Here is a 19,745-nt window from a genome sequence, read left to right as displayed (position 1 = left end):
TACAAGAGACGTTCAACGTCTCTTGTATACAAATGTTTAACCCCGACGTGAATGTACACATGAAATTTTTACGATAAAAAGGAGAGGATTACAATTCCTAGGCCTAATAATAGAAGAAGAGGTATATCACCACAATTTTGTATTTTCCCTGGATATAACTGGTGCGGTCCGGGATGTAGTGGACCAGGCACTCCCGTTAATGCTGTCGACGCAGCTTGTAAAGCACATGATGAATGTTATCGGAAATACGGAAACTATTGTGCTTGCGATCAAGCATTCATCAAGCAACTCTTATCACTTCAAAATCCCTACACAGAAGAAGGCCGCCACGCTAGAATGATGCTACAATACATGAGAATACAGCGTTTTTTTACATGTTCTTTTTAATTTGTAAGTAATTTTTCTATTCTTGGACTACCTGATTTTCCAGATGTAGAGTAAGTCTTTTGTGGTGAGTTGATACCAGATGGCCTTTTGCAAAGTGATTGATAGGCCCATCAGCTTCTTTACTAATCATCTTACCTCATAATATTGAACATTTAAGGGATTTATTTCAAAAAAGCGACTTTAATCAAATTGGGAGGGGCTATTGCGGGTACCACTCGTGACACTTTAAGCGGAAATAATTCTAGATAATCATTCCTAGTATTCAAGTGACAGATGTCAGTGCAGAATATACTCAACCCTTCTCCATTTCATACGTTTTGTGTAAAATGACAGTATAGGCTCAGTCGTCTAGGGAATTTCCATTCATTCTTCATGCCACCCCCCCACGAACCAAAAGGCCACTGAAAAAGTCCGAGGAGGCTCAGCGCCCACCCCATGGAAAGCGAGCCGTTTCCCGCAGCCCCTACATTCACACAAACATCTCGAGTTCACACAATCTCTGATTTTGTATGCAATTTGGTCTCTTCATTCGTATGTTATTTCATGTTTTGTACTCGAAAACTGAACCCGTTAGATTTTGGGATAGTGTTTTTCAAAAGTTTATTATTAATAGAAAAGGACTTTTTCAGTGGCCTCCGAACCAGGCACCGTTTCACCAACCCAATAAGCTTCAAATTATGTCTGATTAAACTATCATGAGCTGTTACTAAAAAACAGCTAACCAAATCAACAGGTTAACTGCTTTTTTAATCAAAGGGACTTAGATCAACGAACATCAAGTTGGTAGATTTTATTTAAACAAACACTAATGGTAGGCATATTCATCCACATTCTACAAGAATTCCACATACTGTAAAGAAGGAGGTGATGATAATATGAAACAAGAACGCCATTCTTCTTTTGACTCCTTTATGTGGGGAGGACAACATCCATCAAACGATTCCCCCAAAGAAACTGAACAAAATAAAGGACCTGAAACAGAAAATAATGCTGACTGGATTTCACTTGCAAAGGAATGTCAAAAAACATGGAAGGCAGTTTCTCCCTTAGTCCAGCCGCTCGTTAATAAATTCAAGAAATAAACAGAAACTGGTATTGTGGTAAATAGAATCAGGTAAAATTTCCTTAGATCAAGGCTGTGTAATGTTGTTGTTCATTGATGAGAGGCTGAGAGGCGACGTTTAACCAAAATTGAAGCAGTTATCTGTAATAAATATTGGGGATAAAATCATAGTCCCGTCGTTAGAAACAGAGCTCATGCCATTGAGTCGCTTTGCTGCACTGTCGGGTCTCGACGCATAGTTTTTCGCAAAAATCTCATCGTCCTCTCCCCTCTTACCACATTGAGATGAACGAAACCGCCACGAATGGAAAAATTGATTGTGGCAAAAAAATGCTATTCAAACTTTGCCAGCGCTATCACGCTGAACCATTGATAAAAATGGCTATGTTAAGCCTTACTGTTGATCCTTCTGCCCCACCTATATCACCACTGATTATTCATGAGATATCGACGACTCTAACAATTCCACCAAACGAATGCACTCCACACCAGCCAGACAATAGATTTCTTTGATAGATGGTATACGTCCCCATAAAAGCAGGAATCTTATTAACGAAAAAAACCCCACGAAACGTCGCTCAACAACGTTCCATGGGATATGTCCTTTTAATGATGCTTTTTATGACCTTGTCCTTTACCTTTTTCGTGCCCTTTTCCTTTGCCTTTATCATGGCCTTTCGCTTTACCATTACTTCCTTTTCCTTTATCTTCATCACTATCAAAATTCGTATTTATTTGGGCCACTATTGGATCATGATCACTAGCACGCCCCGTTGCCTCAGAAAAGTCTGCATTAATATGAATGGAATCGATTTGCGTGCTCTCTTCTAAATAATTACTTACTAAAATATGATCTAGCGTTTGAGAGTTCCCTTGATAGATATAAGAGTAGCGTTCTTCTTCTGGTAGGTTTTCAGTTAAATTAGCGAGTTCCTCCCCTTTTAAAGTTTGAAGCGGGTTGGAGAATTCAAAATCATTCAAATCACCCATTACTACAACGTTAGCCTCTTCTACCGCTGATTCCGCTTTTTGAACGAAGTTATTTAGAACTGTCGCTTGCTGAATCCGTTGTTCCTCACTACCTAGTTCTGCAGGATGACTAGCTCCAAATAGCGCATCATCTCCACCTTTAGAATTAAAGTGGTTATTTATTAAAATAAATGTTTCTCCATTAAATTCGAATTCGGCCGCGAGTGATTTTCTTGAATCATCGAAAGCTGAATTTGCAGGATCAATGCGAGCTGGGTTATGTGATAGTCCAGCTTCGCTTACTTCGACAGCTGTCGTTGCATCACCTTTTGGCTTGTCAAGTAAAGTTACACGCTCTGGGTTGTAAATGTAACCCACTCGTATGTTCCCGCCTGGCTGACCTCCATCAACATTATTTTCAGGTGCAATATCTGTATATTTGTAAGTTGGGCCTCCTGCTGCTTTGATTGATTCTATCACAGCTTCGTAGCTTTCATCCGCTTCCACTGTTCCGTCATCAGTCGAACCATTATTATCTTGAACTTCAACTAATCCTACAATATCAGGAGCATTCATGTTGGTAGCAATTTGTTCACCAATCCGTTCAGCCTTGTCTGTATCTGTTTCCGCTGAAAAATTTTCCATATTGTATGTTCCAACTGATAACTCATCCTCGGTCCCACTAAGTTCAGTTACTTGTGATTCTGTACCTCCATCGACCAGCTCAGGAAAATCTCCTGTCGGGCGAATCTTGAAATTACTAAAGTCGTAACTAACAACACCTGTAGCTGTGCCATCCAACTGATCACCTGTTACGGCGTCCAGACTCATACCGTCCACATCAAACATGATGCGCTCTGGGTTGTAATCGTCTGGGGATACCCTCAGTCCACCAGCTTGTGTTTTTCGTTGGTCTTCACTTGTTTCGGTATAAACTGAAAGCTCATCATAGTTGATTGGACCAGAAACCGTAGCATCTTCTACAGCAATCAACATCCCTTCCAAGCTTTCATAAAAGTCTAAGCCATCCTCTTGAGCGTCAAACGACTCCATCCCATCATTTTCAATGACTTCAGTCGGTTGTTCCCGGTCTTCCCCGATAATAACGGGAGCAGGAATTTCATGATCAGAAGATTGTACGTTTACATTTAACGCACTAATCTGTGTTGTTAGAAGATCATCAGCATCTGAATACCCGTCTTCTCTATATTCAGTTACTTCTCCATTAACCTCTACCGCATCACCTTCTTGAACCTCACTAGGTCGGTTATAAACATAAATCCCTTCAGACGTTGCTACCTCATCATCAGGATTGGTTGACTGCATATAAAAACCATTGGATCCATCAACCTTCGTAACAACTCCACTCACGTCTTCAACAACTTCTCCTTCATATGGAGAGGTATGAGCTGCACCTTGAATGTCGTGAATCTCCACTTCATCAATTGGAGTTAATAACTCATATTCATATGTTGCTACAGGACTGACGTCACCATTAGCACGAACAGCTACAGCTTGGAGCGAAGTATCTTCTTGAATTGTGATAGGTCCATCATACTGTTGGCTTTGTGCATCTGGTTCTGAGCCATCTGTCGTATAATGAATGGCCGCTCCATCTTCAGCCGTATTCAAAGTAACTTCTCCACCTTCAACGATCGATCCGGATTGAGGATTAGCTGTTACCGCAAAGATAACTTCAGCAATATCCTGTTCATTGCGGGGGACAAGCTTATATTCTTCAAAGCTATAGTTTACTACTCCTGAAATCCGCTCATAAATTTTCCCAACTTCTAATAAGTCTTCATTCTCAGGAGTGATGGTGAACGTACCATTGCTATCTTCAACTGCAAAATCCCCATAGCTATTTTTTGAAAGAACTTTAACATTTTCTACTTTAACAAATTCACCTTCGATCGCCTCTCCCTGATCAGCGGTAAACTCGTCAGCTGTTACTAATTCCGAATTCGGAACCCCTGCTCCTTCTTCGGTAATCTCGATATTGGCGGACGATGATAGGATTTGTTGCATCCCGTGATAGTCAGAGAACTCACCCGTCGCTGTGATCTGATCACCAACGCTTGCTTGCTTCCCTGGCACACGTACGATAATTCCTGCAGAGTCATCTTGAATGTAATAATTCGTTTGACCACCCGTATCGATAGAAGCTGTTACTGTCCCTTCTACTTTTACTGTTGAGCCTGCTTCCTCTCCTCTTGCCTCTTCAATCGTCTGAAGATCAACTGGCTCTGTTTCCGGCATATCATAGGTACCTAGATAGTCAAAGGTGTTCGATGCATAACTATCCCATTCATTACTAACAGAAAAATCATCTTCAGGATTCGCATCACCCGAAATTACGTCTCCTTGGCGTACGAGAGTTACATTACTTCCAAAATCCTCTTCACTTCCAACTTGTCCAATGGAGTCAATGATTTCTCCATTTTTCTTTAAGACTAGTGGGTCATTTCCATTAAAATTAATCGCTGAATTATTGGTTGTATCAACAACAGCTAATAATTCCTGATCAGCTTGACTATTTGCCGCTACAAATACGTCACCACTTGCAAGTGTTCCTTCCATTTCAAAAGATCCTGTGGCTTCAATAGCACCATTTGAATACAATTCCACTTCATATTCCGACAAATCAACATCAGAATCTGTACCATTGTAAATCTCGACTGCTTTGTTGTTACTACTTCCCTCTATGTATTCAGAGAAAAATAATTCGCCAACTTCACCTTCCGTTTCTGCTTGTGCTGTAGGAATAGTACTTAAAAAAGGACTTAATGCCAATACAGCAATCATACTTGTAATTAATGATTTCTTTTTGTACATCCAACTCCTCCTTCTCATTTTTCCATAATTAACCTCTGCCCAAGTATAAATAGAAATTCCGTCAATAACTATCAAAAAATTCAAAATAGTCGAGAATGAATCATATTATGCATAAATAACTTTAGTGAAATAAGGATATAAGCCTATACAACAAGAACATCCGTTTGCTTTATGAAGTTTATCAATTGAATTCTTGTGTTAAAACGAGTGGCTTATATCATAGTTAAAATTCAGGTTTTACGAAGGTATTCTGGATATTTTGTTAAAATTAATGGATAACTTTACTAAACTACCAGAACAGGATTGTTGAAGACTCGACTCCGATATGATTGTGTGGAGAAAGGGGCGGTGGGGAAGGAGTCGCTTTCCGTGGGCGTGCGCTGAGCCTCCTCAGGCTGGCGCCTTGCGGGGTCTCATCTAACCCGCGTATCCCACAGGAGTCTTCCCCTTCCCCACCGCCCCTTGCCGTATGTTGCTATCGAAATCGTGCTGTTCTACCGTCCCTTCCCTGTTAAAGTATGAGATATCTGTTATAACGCCAATTGAAGCCCGATACAGACCACGGAATATTGCCATCACGGGTGTGATATCCTGTTTATATAAGTTACCTATTAAGGGACCTTGAAAAAAATCTCTCCGGCAATAATTTCAAGCCATAAACGGAGGCTTACCTGGTGATGTATGCCTACCATCACCACCTCTCCTTGTGAAGACCGTTTCTGAATTTATAGTACAGATCAATAGTACAGGATCTATTAATAGCAGAAGTGGATCATTTCAATGGCAATATTCACCCAGCATCCCCCATTCTCCGGTAAGAAGCAACGGAACCGCCCATTCTTTTATTGAATAATCCGAGGCTTTATGCGATATGCAATAAAGCAACTTCCAGCACAATTCTCATCACTCATAAGGAGTGCTTTTTCACTTGAATCACCACATCTGATGCTTCCGTTCTCCTCACGAAAGCAAGAAGGTCCGGGAAATTGCGAGACTCCTGTGGGATGAACATGATCGGTGAGATCCCGCAAGGCGTAGCCTGAGGAAGCTCACCTCATGCCCACGGAAAGCGAGTGATTTCCCGGACCTTCTAACGCCATCCTTGGTAACGGAAATTACCGGAATGTCTCGAAATTGAGTCTTCCACATAAGGCCAGGATTGTTGAAGACTCGATTCCGAGATACTAGTGTGGGGATAGAAGCGGTGGAGAAGGAGTCGCTATCCCTATGTATCTATCGAAATCGCGCTGTTCTACCGTCCCTATTAAATTTAGCTCGAGGAGGCTTGCCGTCTTCCCCGCGGAAAGCGAGTGGTTTCCCATCCCCCATTCTCCGATGAAAAGCAACGGAACCGCCGCACAAGCTTGGAATCGAATCTTTAATATACAGTGATATCTATATACCACGAGAGCTCGACCTTTACTCATCTTTTTAAAAATATTTGTTATGTTCTAAGTCTTGAAATGTTCATCCATGCAATAACAAACAGCATTCAAACAGAATAATAGCTTTCAACTGCCCATGCTATTAAAATAAGAGTACAATAATTCATGAGGTGATAAAGTGAGAATAGAAGTATGGTCCGATTTCGTATGTCCATTTTGTTATATAGGAAAGCGTCGATTAGAACAATCATTAGAGCAACTATCGGCCGAACAACCGATAGATATAGTTTATAAAAGCTTTGAATTAGACCCACAAGCTATCAAAAATACGGGTCAAACCATTCACGAAAAACTTGCTGCGAAATATGGAAAGAGCTTGGATGAAGCTAAAGAAATGACTGCAAATATGACTCAGCAAGCGGAGGAAGTTGGACTTGATTTTCAATTCGATCAAATGATTTCTACGAATACATTTGACGCCCATCGCCTAGCTAAATTCGCTGAAACTAAAGGGTTCGGAAAAGAAGTAGCCGAGCGTTTCTTCCATGCTGTTTTTACAGAGGCTAAAGATGTAGGTGATCATACAACACTAGTAGAGTTAGCAAGTGAGATTGGTTTAGATAAAGAAGAAATTCGTAAAGTACTTGCGAGCGAGGAATATTCAAAGGAAGTTCGCACCGAGGAAGCAGAAGCTCAAGAGATTGGTGTGCAGGGCGTTCCATTCTTTGTCGTTAATCGCAAATATGCCATTTCCGGGGCTCAACCGACAGAAGTTTTTGTGCAAAGTTTACAAAAGGTTTTGGATGAGGAAAAATCTACTCCAGCTTTTGAATCGTTGTCTCCTGAAGATAACGGAGCTTCTTGTACAGATGATAACTGTGACGTGCCTGAGAAATAATCTTAGACAAGGTAAAGCTGTCTCACAAAATGAGACAGCTTTTTTTTCATCTCAAACTTGCCCGACTCCTTCTATGCTCTTTGCGTGCTGGAGCCGTCTCAAATAATCTTTGTTCCTCTTCAGTTTCAGGCAAAATCCCTGGAACAACTTTCGGCTTACCATTCTCATCCACAGCTACCATCGTTAAAAAGGATTCTGTCGTCATTACTTTTTTTGCTTGCAACATATCGTCAGCAAATACTTTCACATAGACTTCCATTGAACTTCGACCAGTGGCAGTGACGTTTGCCTCTAACTGCAAGGCATCTCCTACCTTGGCAGAAGCTAAAAAATCAACTGAATCAATAGAAGCTGTCACAACAACGCTATTACTGTGTTTCATAGCGCATAATGCTGCAATTTCATCAATATAAGCTAACACTTTCCCACCAAATATTGTATCTAAATGATTGGTGTCTGGGGGTAATACTAGACGCGTCTGTACCATTTTTGAATGACTTACGGGCAGGATTTGATCCATCATCATTTCTCCTTTTTCATAAAAAATACACCTTCTGGAGGTGCGTATTATGCATGAGATTCGAAAAATAGATCCTTCTGCTAGCCATAGCGATTTCTCATCATGTAACACACTCCTATCTCCCGTAGGATGATCATGTTCTTCCTTATGGCAGGTCTCCTGGCTTGGAGTCAACGACTTCTTTTTCCTTCCCGCTTTTTGATAAAGCAGTGGTTAATTAAAAGATGTCTACTCCTTACAGTGGCGGGACCGCGTGGATTTACACCAACTTCCCTTTTCAGCTTCTTTATATTGAAGCAACCATAAAGCTCATTTAGTTTGGAGGGATGTTTCCCTTCTACTTAATATCTATTAATCTGGTGTGGATGTCAATCTTTGACGTTCTCTTTCTAGGGGGAATCGTTCTTCATCACAATATCGCTTTACAAAAGTTTTAAATCATAGATAATGATAGTATCTATATTGATTATTTTTTTTATTAAGAAAGTTGCTCATCTCATTCCGTTAAAGCTCCCGATTGTGGAAGAACGATTCCCTTACTTTAATTTAGTTTAAAAAACACTCGTTTTCTGTTGGCATATACGAAAACTCCTAGGTTGTTTATCTCATAGGATCCAACCACGAAAAAGCGAGCCGTTTCCCCCTCGCCCCCATTCCTCTGGCTTTTATAACTCTTTATTACTCAACTCGGGCAACTATCTACCATAACATTGAACACACTCAATTTATAAAGGAGATTGTTATGACAAATCGTAACGGATCATTGCCTGTCACTTATCCTTTTCAAGCCGATAAATATAGAAAAAATTCAACTTCTGGCACCCCAGGTCAATGGTATAAAGGAACAGTTCCACCATATGTAGCCCCTTCTAAACGACCGATCGTGTTTATCCATGGAATAAATAGTTCCTCCCACACATGGTGGAATGGAAATGACATGTATGAAATAGCCTATTTTAATGGATTTAAAACAGCATTTATTGATTTGCACTCAACTCTCGATATGTGGGATAACGGCAGACTCCTAGCTAGTAAACTAGAGGAAATCTATCAACATTTTAATGAAAAGTTAATTGTAGTCGCCCATAGTAAGGGTGGAATTGATACTCAATCTGCTATGATTCACTATGAGGCAATTCCTTACGTTGCAAAAGTCATAAACCTCTCTGTTCCCCATCAAGGTTCAGAATTGGCAGATTTAGCTTTCAGTACTTGGGCTGGGTGGCTTGCTGACATCATTGGTAATAAAAATGAAGCAATAAAATCCCTTCAAACAGGTTATATGGATTATTTTCGCAGTAAGACAGATAGCTGTTCGATGGTCGATCATATTCCATTTTATACGTTAAGTGGGACCGGCTGGGGCTCCTTTGGCTCTTCCCTTTACTGGGGTGGCCTCTATTTAAGCAGCTATGGTGAAAATGACGGAGCTATCACAGTTGAAAGATCCCGATTGCCCTACACTACAGAGTTACGTGTTAGTGATTGGAATCATTCAGAAATTATTAAAGGTCATTCTACGTTCCACTTGTTCGCTGATCACCTATACGAATCTAGTACTTTTAAAAGTGACAGCCATAATAATAGATCCTTGGAAAAACAAAAACCCTCAGCACATGCCTATTTTCACGGAGGAAGTTACCGAGGTGAAACTACTGAAACCTTTTTTGTAGAAAATGACGTGAACACTATTACGGTAAATTGGATGAGTGAACACGAAAAGCCGAACATATCTCTCATTAGCCCAGGTGGATCCGTGAACAAATCCTTTATTCCAATTGCAGACTCTGAGACTATCTTTAAAGGAACGTATCACCATATGCTAACCATTCATAATCCTACTGAAGGCGTTTGGAAAATTAAAGCACTGTCTAATCAGGAGCATTATTTACTGGGCGTCCATTTTGATAGTGCTATAAATAGGTACATTAACTTAGAAGTACGTGATCCTTTACAAGTTGGGATTGCTTCTTTTAATACGCTCGATAACAAGAAAATGATGAGTACCATTTATTTGGAATATTACAAGGCTGATATGAGAGATTCTCGAAAATTAGAATGGCAGGCTCTTAGTAGCAATTCTTTTCGAAAAATCCCCAACTTAGGGGAGGGCATCTATAACATTACGATGGATCTAAAAGGAAAAACTCCTCAAGATAAGGACTTTAATCGATCTATTGTTGCTTCCTTTTATTTAGATAGTAATGGTGAGATTGTTAAATAGCTGTTTTGCGACTACTTCTTTATAATTTTACTTTCAAAGGCTTTTAACTCTTCCCCTTGGTAACTCTTTAATTCATCACTGTGATTCATGACAAATTCATACGTTTCATCATCGATTTCTCGTTGGTACACTTCTACTTGATCAGGTGACTGCACATATTGGATGTTATTCGATTCTACTATAGACTTGGCCATGATCTCGAGAGGCTCTTTATTTAAGCCACCTCCAATATAGAACACGGTCCCTTTACCAAAATAATTCCTAGTTACTGCTGCATACTGATCATAAAACTGATCTGAATATTGATATAGTACTTCTGCTTCTTCAGCAATGAGTAAGTCTCTCCAGACGGAAATTTCTGCTGATACATTAGCAAACTCGCCGTTTCCTTTCAATTTATGCTCTTTGGTAAGAGACTCTATTTCGTCGACGCGTGCACCGATCATTGAACGAACTGGACCGGGGAGAATTTCACCTAATCGCACATTATTATCTGAGTCCTTCACACCTGCACGGAAAGAAAAAATAACTGTCCCCATTGTGCGCAAAATTCTCTAACTTTTCCGCCAAAATATCATCCATTAATTGCAACAGGAACAAGAACTACTTTATATGCGGACAAATCACGATCAGTCGGAACAACGTCAATACGAGAGTTTAACTTATAAAAAGGTTCGTATAATCTCAACAACTCTTTACTAAAATTAAAAGCTTTACTCTGGACCTGTGCACGCCATGACCATATGTTTTCGTAATCATACAGCAGCTATATCTGATTCAATCGGTTCTTTTAAGAGCCGCTCATACTTACTAATCTCAGTAAATAAAGATGGTTTGAACACATCAAATAGCAAGAGCACATAAATTTATGTACTCTTGCTAAAATGAGTGTGATTTACTTTACCAGAGATCTTATATAGGTAGAGGATCACTTATACTTTGTTTTTGTTCATTTTTAATACAAGCTTGAGCAGCTGCAAGTCGTGCAAGCGGGACGCGGTAGGGGGAACAGCTTACATAATCCAGCCCTACATCATGACAGAATTGGATTGAATCTTTATCTCCTCCATGCTCTCCGCAAATGCCTGTTTTCAAATCTTTCTTTGTTTCTCTCCCGAGTTTCACACCAGTTTCTACAAGTTTCCCTACACCCTCTTGGTCAAGAGAAGCAAATGGATTTTCTGGTAGAACTTTGTTTTCGATATAGTTTTGAAGGAATTTTCCCTCTGCATCATCACGACTATATCCGAAAGTGGTTTGAGTTAAATCATTAGTTCCAAAGGAGAAAAAGTCTGCCTCCTGAGCAATTTGATCAGCTGTTATCGCTGCTCGTGGAACTTCAATCATCGTACCAATAAGGTAATTGTATTCTTGTCCGGTTTCTTCCTTCACTTGTACCCCAGCATTGATAACCAATTGACGCATTTCCTTTAACTCATTGACATGGCCAACTAAAGGAATCATAATTTCTGGTTTTACGTTTATGCCTTTTTCCGTTACTTTTGTAATTGCATAAAAGATGGCTTTCGCCTGCATGACATAAATTTCAGGATAAATCATTCCCAATCGGCAGCCACGATGCCCAAGCATAGGGTTAGATTCATCTAATTGGCGGACTTTTCTTAAAAGTTGCTCCTTATCCTTTAATGTCTGAGAATTTGGATCTGTCATCTGAAGCTTTGTCACTTCAACGAGCAGTTCTTCCTTATCCGGCAAAAACTCGTGAAGTGGGGGGTCTAATAAGCGAATCGTTACAGGATTTCCCTGCATCGCTTCAAAGATTCCTTCAAAATCCTCTTGTTGCATAGGTAATAGTTTAGTCAGAGCCTCTTCTCGCTCCTCATATGTTTCAGCAAGTATCATTTCCTGAACAATGGGGATTCGATGGGCATCCATAAACATATGTTCTGTACGACATAACCCGATGCCACCCGCTCCAAACTCAAGTGATTTTTTGGCATCCTCTGGGTTGTCCGCATTGGCTCTTACACCAAGCTTTCTCTGTTCATCTGCCCATGTAAGCAACAATTGAAACTCATTCGAAAGCTTGGGCTCGATCATCGGAGTCTCACCTAACATGATTTCACCCGTTGAACCATCAATCGTAATAATGTCCCCTTGGTATACGATCGTATCCCCTACTTTGAACTGCTTTAATTTTAAATCAATAGTCAGTGATTCACAGCCACATATACAAGCTTTTCCCATTCCTCTTGCAACTACAGCTGCATGACTAGTCATTCCCCCACGGCTAGTGACCGTTGCTTGTGCAGCAACGATTCCATGAATATCATCAGGGGTTGTTTCTGGACGAACAAGAATAACCTTTTTCCCATCTTTCGCTAATCTTTCTGCTTCATCTGCATCAAATATAACTTGTCCTGTAGCTGCTCCAGGAGAGGCAGGTAGACCTTTAGTTAACCTTTTCCGTTCATAGGAATCATCAATTCGATGATGAAGAAGCTGGTTAAGCTGATCGGGCTCTACACGTAGTATCGCTTCTTTCTTATTAATAATTTTTTCTTCTGCTAATTCAACGGCTATTCTAATGGCTGCTTGAGCTGTTCGTTTCCCGGTCCGGGTTTGCAGAATAAATAATTCCCCGCGCTCTACCGTAAACTCAATGTCCTGCATGTCCTGATAATGTTTTTCAAGAAGGAGACAAGTCTCTACAAACTGCTGATAGACATCTGGCATTTCGTCTTGGAGGGTTGCGATGGGTTGAGGGGTACGAGTCCCTGCCACAACGTCCTCCCCTTGAGCATTGATCAAATATTCACCATAAAGTTTAGCTTCCCCTGTGGATGGATTCCGTGTAAAGGCTACACCCGTACCAGAATCATTACTCATATTGCCAAAGACCATGCTTTGAATGTTCACGGCTGTTCCAAGATGACCCGGAATTTTATGAAGACGTCGGTATACCTTAGCCCGTTGGTTATTCCAAGAATCAAAAACAGCACGGATGGAAAGGAATAATTGCTCTTTTGGGTTCTCAGGAAAATTCATTTTAGCATGCTTCTTCACTATCCCTTTGTATCCTTGAATGACTTCTTGCCAATCTTCTGCAGACATTTCAGGATCGGAAGCATATCCTTTTTCTTCTCTGATTTCTTCTAAAAATTGCTCAAAATAAAAATCATCCACATGTAGGACCACATTACTGAACATTTGAATAAATCTACGGTACGAGTCATAGGCAAAACGCGGGTTGTTTGTCAGCATTGCCATCCCTTCTACCGTCTCCTTATTCATTCCAAGATTTAAAACAGTATCCATCATTCCTGGCATCGAATGAACAGCACCGGAACGAACGGAAACAAGCAGTGGGTTTGATGGATTTCCAAGTTGTTTTCCTGTTTTTTCTTCAAGTGTTTGAAGAGCTTCTAACACCTCGTATTCAACTTCTTTCGAAATAGATTCCCCTGCATTATAATATGAATTACAAGCCTCTGTTGAAATAGTAAAACCATAAGGAACGGGCAAACCAATGCGGGTCATTTCTGCAAGGTTCGCACCCTTTCCACCTAGAAGTTCCTTTTTTGCGTTTTTTCCCTGATCAAACCTATAGACAAATTGATTACTCATAATTGAACTCCTCTCTTTTTCAACATTGCTAATATTAAATCGGCTGTCTCTTCTACTGCTTTATTTGAAACATTAATGACCGGACAGCCTATTCGTTTCATGATTTTTTCCGAATAATCTAATTCTTCAAGAATGCGATTAAAGTTTGCATAATTCGCTTCGGTTAGTAAACCTAAACTTTTCAACCGTTCCTTACGAATGTCATTCAATTTATTTGGCGTAATCATTAAACCAACACATTTATTTCTTGGAATATCAAAAAGTTCATCAGGAGGAGGAACTTCTGGTACCAAAGGTATATTGGCTACCTTAAACTTTTGATGGGCTAAATACATTGAAAGCGGTGTCTTTGATGTTCTAGAAACCCCTATTAATACAATATCGGCATGTTGAATCCCTCGCATATCCTGTCCATCATCATATTTCACGGCGAACTCAATAGCTTCAACTCTTCGAAAATAGTTATCATCCATTCTTCTCATTAACCCTGGTTGATGCTTGGGGTCTTTATTAAATTTTTGAGTGAAGGCTTCCATCAGTGGATTCATTAAATCGACGGCAATAATTCCTTCTTCTCGTGCCTTCTGATCCAGATATTGCTTTAAGGATGGAATGACGATCGTATAGGCAATGATGGAATGACTATACTTTGCGATATTAATGATATTTTTAATATCCTGAATATCTTCAACATAGGAAATATGCTGGATTTCAACATTTCCCCCATTAAATTGACTGGTCACTGCTTTTACCATTAACTCAGCTGTTTCACCCACCGAGTCAGAAACTACATAGACAATTTCCTTATTAGTCACATCCGAGCTCCTATTCTTTTGGCTTCGTGTACGTTTGAAATCGTTTAGCAAGTCTTCATTTAATCATCGTTGGTCTTCATCATCCATACTCCCCTTTACTTGAAACAAACAGGGAATCTATGTAAAAACGAGCGAGCTAGTAGCTCAACTTTTTTCATCCCCTCCTCAAAATGTGTTTATCTAATAGATTATGTCATACTAAAACACAAAAATTATTAAATGTGTTATACAATTTATTTGAATAGTATAATATCATCAATAATGATTACATACAATCCTTTTTGTTAGGTTTTTTTAAATATTTCAGAAAATTGCATCCCCCCATCAAATTTGAATTAAAAAGCCTTGGGATAGTTTTTTTATTTATGGTGATGTCCAAAATCACCGCCATCCTTTTGGTTGTTAACAAATAAGAAAAATCTCAGTTCTGTGAACTGAGATTTTTCTTATTATCATAAAGTCGGATGAACATGGTTTAAAGTGGACACAGCGAAGCGTTGAGGCTCACCGTATACCCACGGAAAGCGAGACTTTTCCTCCGCCCTATTCCTTTGTCTTTACCACCGGAACCATTTCAACAATACTGTTCCTTTAGTTAAGTCATAAATCCTATCATACCGCCAAAAAAAGACCATCTAATTAACATACAAATTGATGGCCACTTTACATTACGTTTTTTGTTTGTGATAGGAAACGAACGGAACCTGTTACCCTCATAAGAGGCTCTTTGCATCTTTTATTTAAGTCAAATACTCCTTACTTCGGATTCGAACTTTTATTCTTGAATTCCAACTCAATTTGACCTTGATTCAATTTCAAATAAGCGTCAAAAGGTTTATTAGATTTTCCTTTCATCGCTTTGATCAGGCCTGTTTTTTTCCCTTGGGCTAGTTTCTTTATATTAGTTGGACTGATCTTCTTTTTAAGAAACGTTTTAGGCAAGGTTTGTTTGCATCCTTCTTTGTATCGATTACAGCCATAAAATTTTCCCTTGTCGATCAAAGAGCCCTTGTTACAAGAGGGACAAGAAGCAACATGTTCTTCCTTCTGAGTCTGCTCAATTGATGAAGTGAAATCATGATTTGTCATTTCTTTTGGAGCTTTTTCTATTAAATGAAGCACAAATTTTTCAATATTATCTAAGAAGCCTTGTTGTTGTGCACTGCCCTTTCCAATCTTTTCGAGGAATTGTTCCCATTTAGCAGTCATTTCCGGACTTGATAATAATGTTTTAGCTACTACCTGACAGATCATTTCCCCTTTAGACGTTACATTGACTTGATTCTTTCTCACGTCGATGTACTTTTGATATTTCAGGGTGTCGATAATGTTAGCTCGCGTCGCTTCCGTACCAATTCCTTCAGTTTCTTTTAATGTGGCTTGCGCTTCTTCATCATCTAATGCTTTTCCTGCGGTTTTCATCATGGTAATCAGCTGACCTTCTGTATAAGGTTTGGGAGGTTTCGTCTCCCCTTCTTTTAGATTAATGTGAGCTCTACCCTTTTCTCCTTCTTGAATCAAAGGAAGCTTTGGCATTTCTTCTTGGGAATCTTTTTTCTCTTTCTGAAAGAGACGTCTCCACCCTTTTTCAATTTCTACTTTTCCCGTGGCTTTAAAAATTACACCGTTAATATCAACCTCTACCTTTGTTTCTTCGTAGTGGTAATCATCATGAAACATAGCTAACGTGGTGAATAGGATTTCAAAGTACATCCGTCTTTCTCTCCCCGTTAAACTTTGAAGTTCCTGAACGGTTGGGATTTTTTTCGTCGGAATGATCGCATAATGCTCTTGGACTTTTGAACGATCCACATATTTTTTCCGAGGTTTCGTATAGGTAGGGTCAAACGATACATGGGCTAGCTTTTGGTAGTCTTGTAAGTGCTTCGTGAGATAAGAAAACTCATTTTCCGTGATATGTTGCGTGTCTGTTCTTGGGTAAGATAGAATTTTCTTTTCATAGAGGGATTGCATGGTTTTCAGCACATCACTTGGACTATCTCCCCATGTCCTATTGGCTTTGGTTTGCAACGAGGAAAGGCTATGTAACTTGGGAGAACCCGTTTTCTTTTTCTTCTTGTCTACTTTTTTAATAGCAGCTTCATTTTCTTCTTTTATATCATGTTGGATCATTAATGCTTGCCCATCCTCTTTTTTCGAGAATCGCTGCTCATACTTTGCCTGAAATACCCCTTCCTTAACTTCTACATCAGCAAATAATTCAAAAAATGGAGTAGGTTGAAATTGTTCAATCTCTTGTTTCCGCTGATAAATCATGTAGAGGGTGGGCGTTTGAACTCGGCCAATACTAAAGGAATCCCGTATCCCTTGTTTCTGGAGCAAGAGGCTGTAGAGGCGAGATCCGTTCATGCCTACAAGCCAATCGCCTATCTGTCGGGTTTGCGCTTCTTTATATAGCGATAGATACTCGTTTCCTTCTTTTAAATGGCGAAACCCTTCTTGAATCGCTCCCACTTCTAAGGAGTTGATCCATAGCCTTTTGGTCGGCTTTTGACTTTGCCCTGCCAATTGAATAATGCTACGAGCGATGTTTTCTCCTTCTCGATCCGGGTCGGTCGCCACAATAATTTCACTAGCTTGTTTGAGGAGGTTTTGAACAATAGTGAATTGTTTCTTTTTATCTTTTGGAACTTCAAAATGATACTCTTTCGGTAGAATAGGGAGAGTTTCAAGGCTCCATTTTTTCCACTCTTCTTTATAATGTCTGGGCTCCACTAACTGCGTTAAATGACCAAATCCATAGGTGATGAAAGCTTTCGAGAAGAAACGATCATCTTGCACTTCAATATAGCCATCTTTGTTTTTCGTATGTTTAAAGGCCGCGGCATAAGCTTTAGCCTGGCTTGGTTTTTCTGCTAAAATCACGGTTGTCATCTTGGTACCTCCTATTTTTTATCGGGATCCACTTTTCACCAGCATGATTATGGTATCTAAATGATTAAGGGAAACTTAAAATTTTATCGACGAATCCACTTCGTAACCCCTTTCACCATTAAATACACTACACAAAAAGCTAGAAAACCAAGTACACTGTATGCAGCATCAGCAAATTCCATATTTCCTGCTCCCGTAATTCTCTGTTGAATCTCTACTGCAAAAACAAACACAAGCACCATCGCAAACGTAAATAAAAATGAAATAGAAGTAATGCTCCATTTCGCCAACATATGAAATATTATATCGATGAATATTAGTCCAATAATCCCCAAAATTCCAATCACCCAAAAGTGAAGTTGTTTATCTGTAAAATTCAACCCTAGCCCCCGTGATATTCCCCATATTAATTCATGAAAAAAGTTAACAACGTCAGCTAATAGCAGAATTACTTCTCCCATTATAAAACACCCTGCTTTCTATTAAACTAGTTCATATTTTACCATACGGGTTGAGCAACTAGTTTACCGTTACTAATTTACAGAAAATTCTTTTACAATTTACACCAGTCACAGTATAATAGATTAAGTAATTGATATTTAATTTTATAGAGGTGGATATGATGAGACGTAAGAATAGGCGAAAAACTAAAGGTAAAAGGAAGCGAGGATTAAAAATCTTTCTTCTCATTTTTGGACTCTTACTCTTGGGTATCGGCACCTATGCTGGCTATATATTTATGGATGTGAGGAGTACGGTCAATAATGAGCTTCACGAAGATATAGAATCTATTGACACTACCGTTACAAAAAAGAAAATGGATAATAAGGACCCTCTTAATATTTTATTACTTGGGGTGGATGAACGCGAGAATGATCAAGGACGTTCCGATACTATGATTGTAATGACACTTGATGCCAATAATGAAAAAATGCAAATGGTCAGTATCCCTAGAGATACAGAGGCTAAAATCATTGGTGATGGCCGGGTTACTAGAATCAATCACTCGTATGCTTATGGTGGAAGTAATATGGCGGTTGACACCGTCGAGAATTTCTTAAATATTGAGATTGATTATTTTACTAGGGTGAATATGGAAGGTTTATCCCAACTTGTTGATTCTGTTAATGGAATTACCGTAAATAACAGTCTTGCTTTTCATTATGATGGCTATCAATTTCCAGAAGGACAAGTTAAACTGACCGGACAGGAAGCCCTTGCGTTTGTTCGTATGAGAAAAGCAGATCCTCAAGGGGACCTAGGACGTAATGAAAGACAGAGAGAAGTCATTCAAGGGGTGATGGATAAAGGGGCCAGCTTGAATATGGTAAACCAGGTTGGAGAGGTTATGGATGTATTAGGCGATAACGTAAGCACTAATATGGAATTCAGTGACATGAGACGATTGGCTGCTAATTACAGTGGAGCTCGTAAAGAGGCAACTACCTACCAAATGTCTGGTAGCAGCAAGACAAGTTCTGGGATGTACTTAATTGAAATGTCGAACAGCGAGATCGAAAAGACACATAACATGATCGTTAATTTTGGTTCGTAGTAAAAGCCCTTCCTCATGATAAGTAGTTTTGTTTCGGTGTAGTAAACACAATATATCATGGTATAAATTCGGATTTATTTCAACGGACTTTCCTTAATTTAAAATGCCTGTATGTTTTTGTGCCTGTCTAATCCTATTTCGAACGTTTTGCTTTCTTAGCAGATGAAGTGTTCTTTTATTTAACAACAACATATAAAAAACAAAACGCTTGGATATTTTAATATCCAAGCGTTTTTCTTTATATTTTCTTCTTCAAGTAATTTACTTGAAGACTCAGCTTCGAGAGATGTTGTTTCCGTTATGGTTGAAAGCGTTTGGAGGTCCGGGAAATCACTCGCTTTCCATGGGCATGTGGCGAGCTTCCTCGGGCTATCGCCCTGCGGGATCTCACCGATCATGTTCATCCCAGCTCTTACGCCTTTTAAAGACGAAGGCTAAATCTAGTTCATCAATCCTATCGGGCGTTATCCAGCTCCAGCGCCTAGCGGCTAGTGAGACTTCCCTCGCTTCTGTACGATAAGTCAACATCGAATCACGATGTTCTTCGTGTTTCCTTTATCTCCGACAGCTCAGTCCAGTCCATACGCCGCTGACCAAGGCGCCTCCGCTTT

General features: G+C 39.6%; 13 protein-coding genes and 1 riboswitch. Of the genes, 5 read left to right on the top strand and 8 right to left on the bottom strand.

Annotation, left to right across the window (positions count from 1 at the left end):
- Positions 1–87: 87 nt before the first annotated feature.
- Together ACFQIC_RS09320 and ACFQIC_RS09315 are read left to right on the top strand one after the other, a co-directional pair.
- A complete protein-coding gene (locus tag ACFQIC_RS09320; protein ID WP_390217058.1) occupies positions 88–387 on the top strand; it encodes a phospholipase in 300 nt (99 codons plus the stop codon).
- A gap of 875 nt (positions 388–1,262) precedes the next feature.
- Positions 1,263–1,469 (top strand): hypothetical protein, encoded by a 207-nt coding sequence (locus ACFQIC_RS09315; protein WP_204708944.1) that lies wholly within the window; start codon positions 1,263–1,265, stop codon positions 1,467–1,469.
- A 587-nt stretch (positions 1,470–2,056) separates the two neighbouring features.
- On the opposite strand, the gene ACFQIC_RS09310 is transcribed toward ACFQIC_RS09315, so the two are convergent.
- Positions 2,057–5,254 carry a chitobiase/beta-hexosaminidase C-terminal domain-containing protein gene (locus ACFQIC_RS09310; RefSeq protein WP_390217051.1) on the bottom strand — a complete coding sequence of 1,066 codons (3,198 nt, stop codon included), beginning with the start codon at positions 5,252–5,254 and terminating at the stop codon, positions 2,057–2,059.
- A gap of 1,563 nt (positions 5,255–6,817) precedes the next feature.
- Here ACFQIC_RS09310 and ACFQIC_RS09305 point away from each other — a divergent pair.
- Positions 6,818–7,537 (top strand): DsbA family oxidoreductase, encoded by a 720-nt coding sequence (locus ACFQIC_RS09305; RefSeq protein ID WP_204708945.1) that lies wholly within the window; start codon positions 6,818–6,820, stop codon positions 7,535–7,537.
- A gap of 46 nt (positions 7,538–7,583) precedes the next feature.
- On the opposite strand, the gene ACFQIC_RS09300 is transcribed toward ACFQIC_RS09305, so the two are convergent.
- Complete coding sequence (locus tag ACFQIC_RS09300; RefSeq protein ID WP_204709046.1) at positions 7,584–8,057, bottom strand: acyl-CoA thioesterase; 474 nt, start codon at positions 8,055–8,057, stop codon at positions 7,584–7,586.
- A 132-nt stretch (positions 8,058–8,189) separates the two neighbouring features.
- Positions 8,190–8,377, bottom strand: a riboswitch (cobalamin riboswitch).
- Positions 8,378–8,799: 422 nt separating this feature from the next.
- Between ACFQIC_RS09300 and ACFQIC_RS09295 the strand changes: the two genes are divergently transcribed.
- Entirely contained in the window at positions 8,800–10,281 is a 1,482-nt protein-coding gene (locus ACFQIC_RS09295) for an esterase/lipase family protein (RefSeq protein ID WP_204708946.1), read from the top strand.
- 11 nt (positions 10,282–10,292) lie between these two features.
- Here the strand turns inward: ACFQIC_RS09295 and ACFQIC_RS09290 are convergent, their stop codons facing one another.
- The 6 genes from ACFQIC_RS09290 to ACFQIC_RS09265 form a co-directional block, all read right to left on the bottom strand.
- On the bottom strand, positions 10,293–10,820 hold the full coding sequence (locus ACFQIC_RS09290; RefSeq protein WP_204708947.1) for a beta-galactosidase trimerization domain-containing protein: 528 nt from the start codon (positions 10,818–10,820) through the stop codon (positions 10,293–10,295).
- A gap of 35 nt (positions 10,821–10,855) precedes the next feature.
- Positions 10,856–11,026 carry a beta-galactosidase trimerization domain-containing protein gene (locus ACFQIC_RS09285; protein WP_390217057.1) on the bottom strand — a complete coding sequence of 57 codons (171 nt, stop codon included), beginning with the start codon at positions 11,024–11,026 and terminating at the stop codon, positions 10,856–10,858.
- 167 nt (positions 11,027–11,193) lie between these two features.
- A complete protein-coding gene (gene ppdK, locus ACFQIC_RS09280; protein WP_204708948.1) occupies positions 11,194–13,869 on the bottom strand; it encodes a pyruvate, phosphate dikinase in 2,676 nt (891 codons plus the stop codon).
- The gene (locus tag ACFQIC_RS09275; RefSeq protein ID WP_204708949.1) at positions 13,866–14,684 is read right to left on the bottom strand and encodes a pyruvate, water dikinase regulatory protein; all 819 of its coding nucleotides are present in this window, start codon (positions 14,682–14,684) and stop codon (positions 13,866–13,868) included. Before ACFQIC_RS09275 ends, ppdK begins: the two co-directional genes overlap by 4 nt.
- Positions 14,685–15,440: 756 nt before the next feature.
- A complete protein-coding gene (locus ACFQIC_RS09270) occupies positions 15,441–17,579 on the bottom strand; it encodes a type IA DNA topoisomerase (protein WP_204708950.1) in 2,139 nt (712 codons plus the stop codon).
- 83 nt (positions 17,580–17,662) lie between these two features.
- Positions 17,663–18,040 carry a hypothetical protein gene (locus ACFQIC_RS09265; protein ID WP_204708951.1) on the bottom strand — a complete coding sequence of 126 codons (378 nt, stop codon included), beginning with the start codon at positions 18,038–18,040 and terminating at the stop codon, positions 17,663–17,665.
- Positions 18,041–18,201: 161 nt separating this feature from the next.
- On the opposite strand from ACFQIC_RS09265, the gene ACFQIC_RS09260 reads away from it, so the two are divergent.
- Positions 18,202–19,134: an LCP family glycopolymer transferase gene (locus ACFQIC_RS09260; RefSeq protein ID WP_204708952.1), complete on the top strand. Its 933-nt coding sequence runs from the start codon at positions 18,202–18,204 to the stop codon at positions 19,132–19,134.
- Positions 19,135–19,745 lie beyond the last annotated feature (611 nt).

The sequence above is a fragment of the Halobacillus seohaensis genome (genome assembly GCF_042663045.1).
Classification (GTDB): Bacteria; Bacillota; Bacilli; order Bacillales; family Halobacillaceae; genus Halobacillus_A; species Halobacillus_A seohaensis.
The sequence above is the reverse complement of the archived record's forward strand: the minus strand, read 5'-3'. Positions and strand labels throughout refer to the sequence as shown.

Coding starts and splice junctions, on each gene's coding strand:
- ACFQIC_RS09315 (WP_204708944.1), top strand. CDS start 1,263: ATGAAACAAGAACGCCATTCTTCTTTTGACTCCTTTATGTGGGGAGGA.
- ACFQIC_RS09310 (WP_390217051.1), bottom strand. CDS start 5,254: ATGTACAAAAAGAAATCATTAATTACAAGTATGATTGCTGTATTGGCA.
- ACFQIC_RS09300 (WP_204709046.1), bottom strand. CDS start 8,057: ATGGATCAAATCCTGCCCGTAAGTCATTCAAAAATGGTACAGACGCGT.
- ACFQIC_RS09295 (WP_204708946.1), top strand. CDS start 8,800: ATGACAAATCGTAACGGATCATTGCCTGTCACTTATCCTTTTCAAGCC.
- ACFQIC_RS09290 (WP_204708947.1), bottom strand. CDS start 10,820: ATGGGGACAGTTATTTTTTCTTTCCGTGCAGGTGTGAAGGACTCAGAT.
- ppdK (WP_204708948.1), bottom strand. CDS start 13,869: ATGAGTAATCAATTTGTCTATAGGTTTGATCAGGGAAAAAACGCAAAA.
- ACFQIC_RS09270 (WP_204708950.1), bottom strand. CDS start 17,579: ATGACAACCGTGATTTTAGCAGAAAAACCAAGCCAGGCTAAAGCTTAT.
- ACFQIC_RS09265 (WP_204708951.1), bottom strand. CDS start 18,040: ATGGGAGAAGTAATTCTGCTATTAGCTGACGTTGTTAACTTTTTTCAT.
- ACFQIC_RS09260 (WP_204708952.1), top strand. CDS start 18,202: ATGAGACGTAAGAATAGGCGAAAAACTAAAGGTAAAAGGAAGCGAGGA.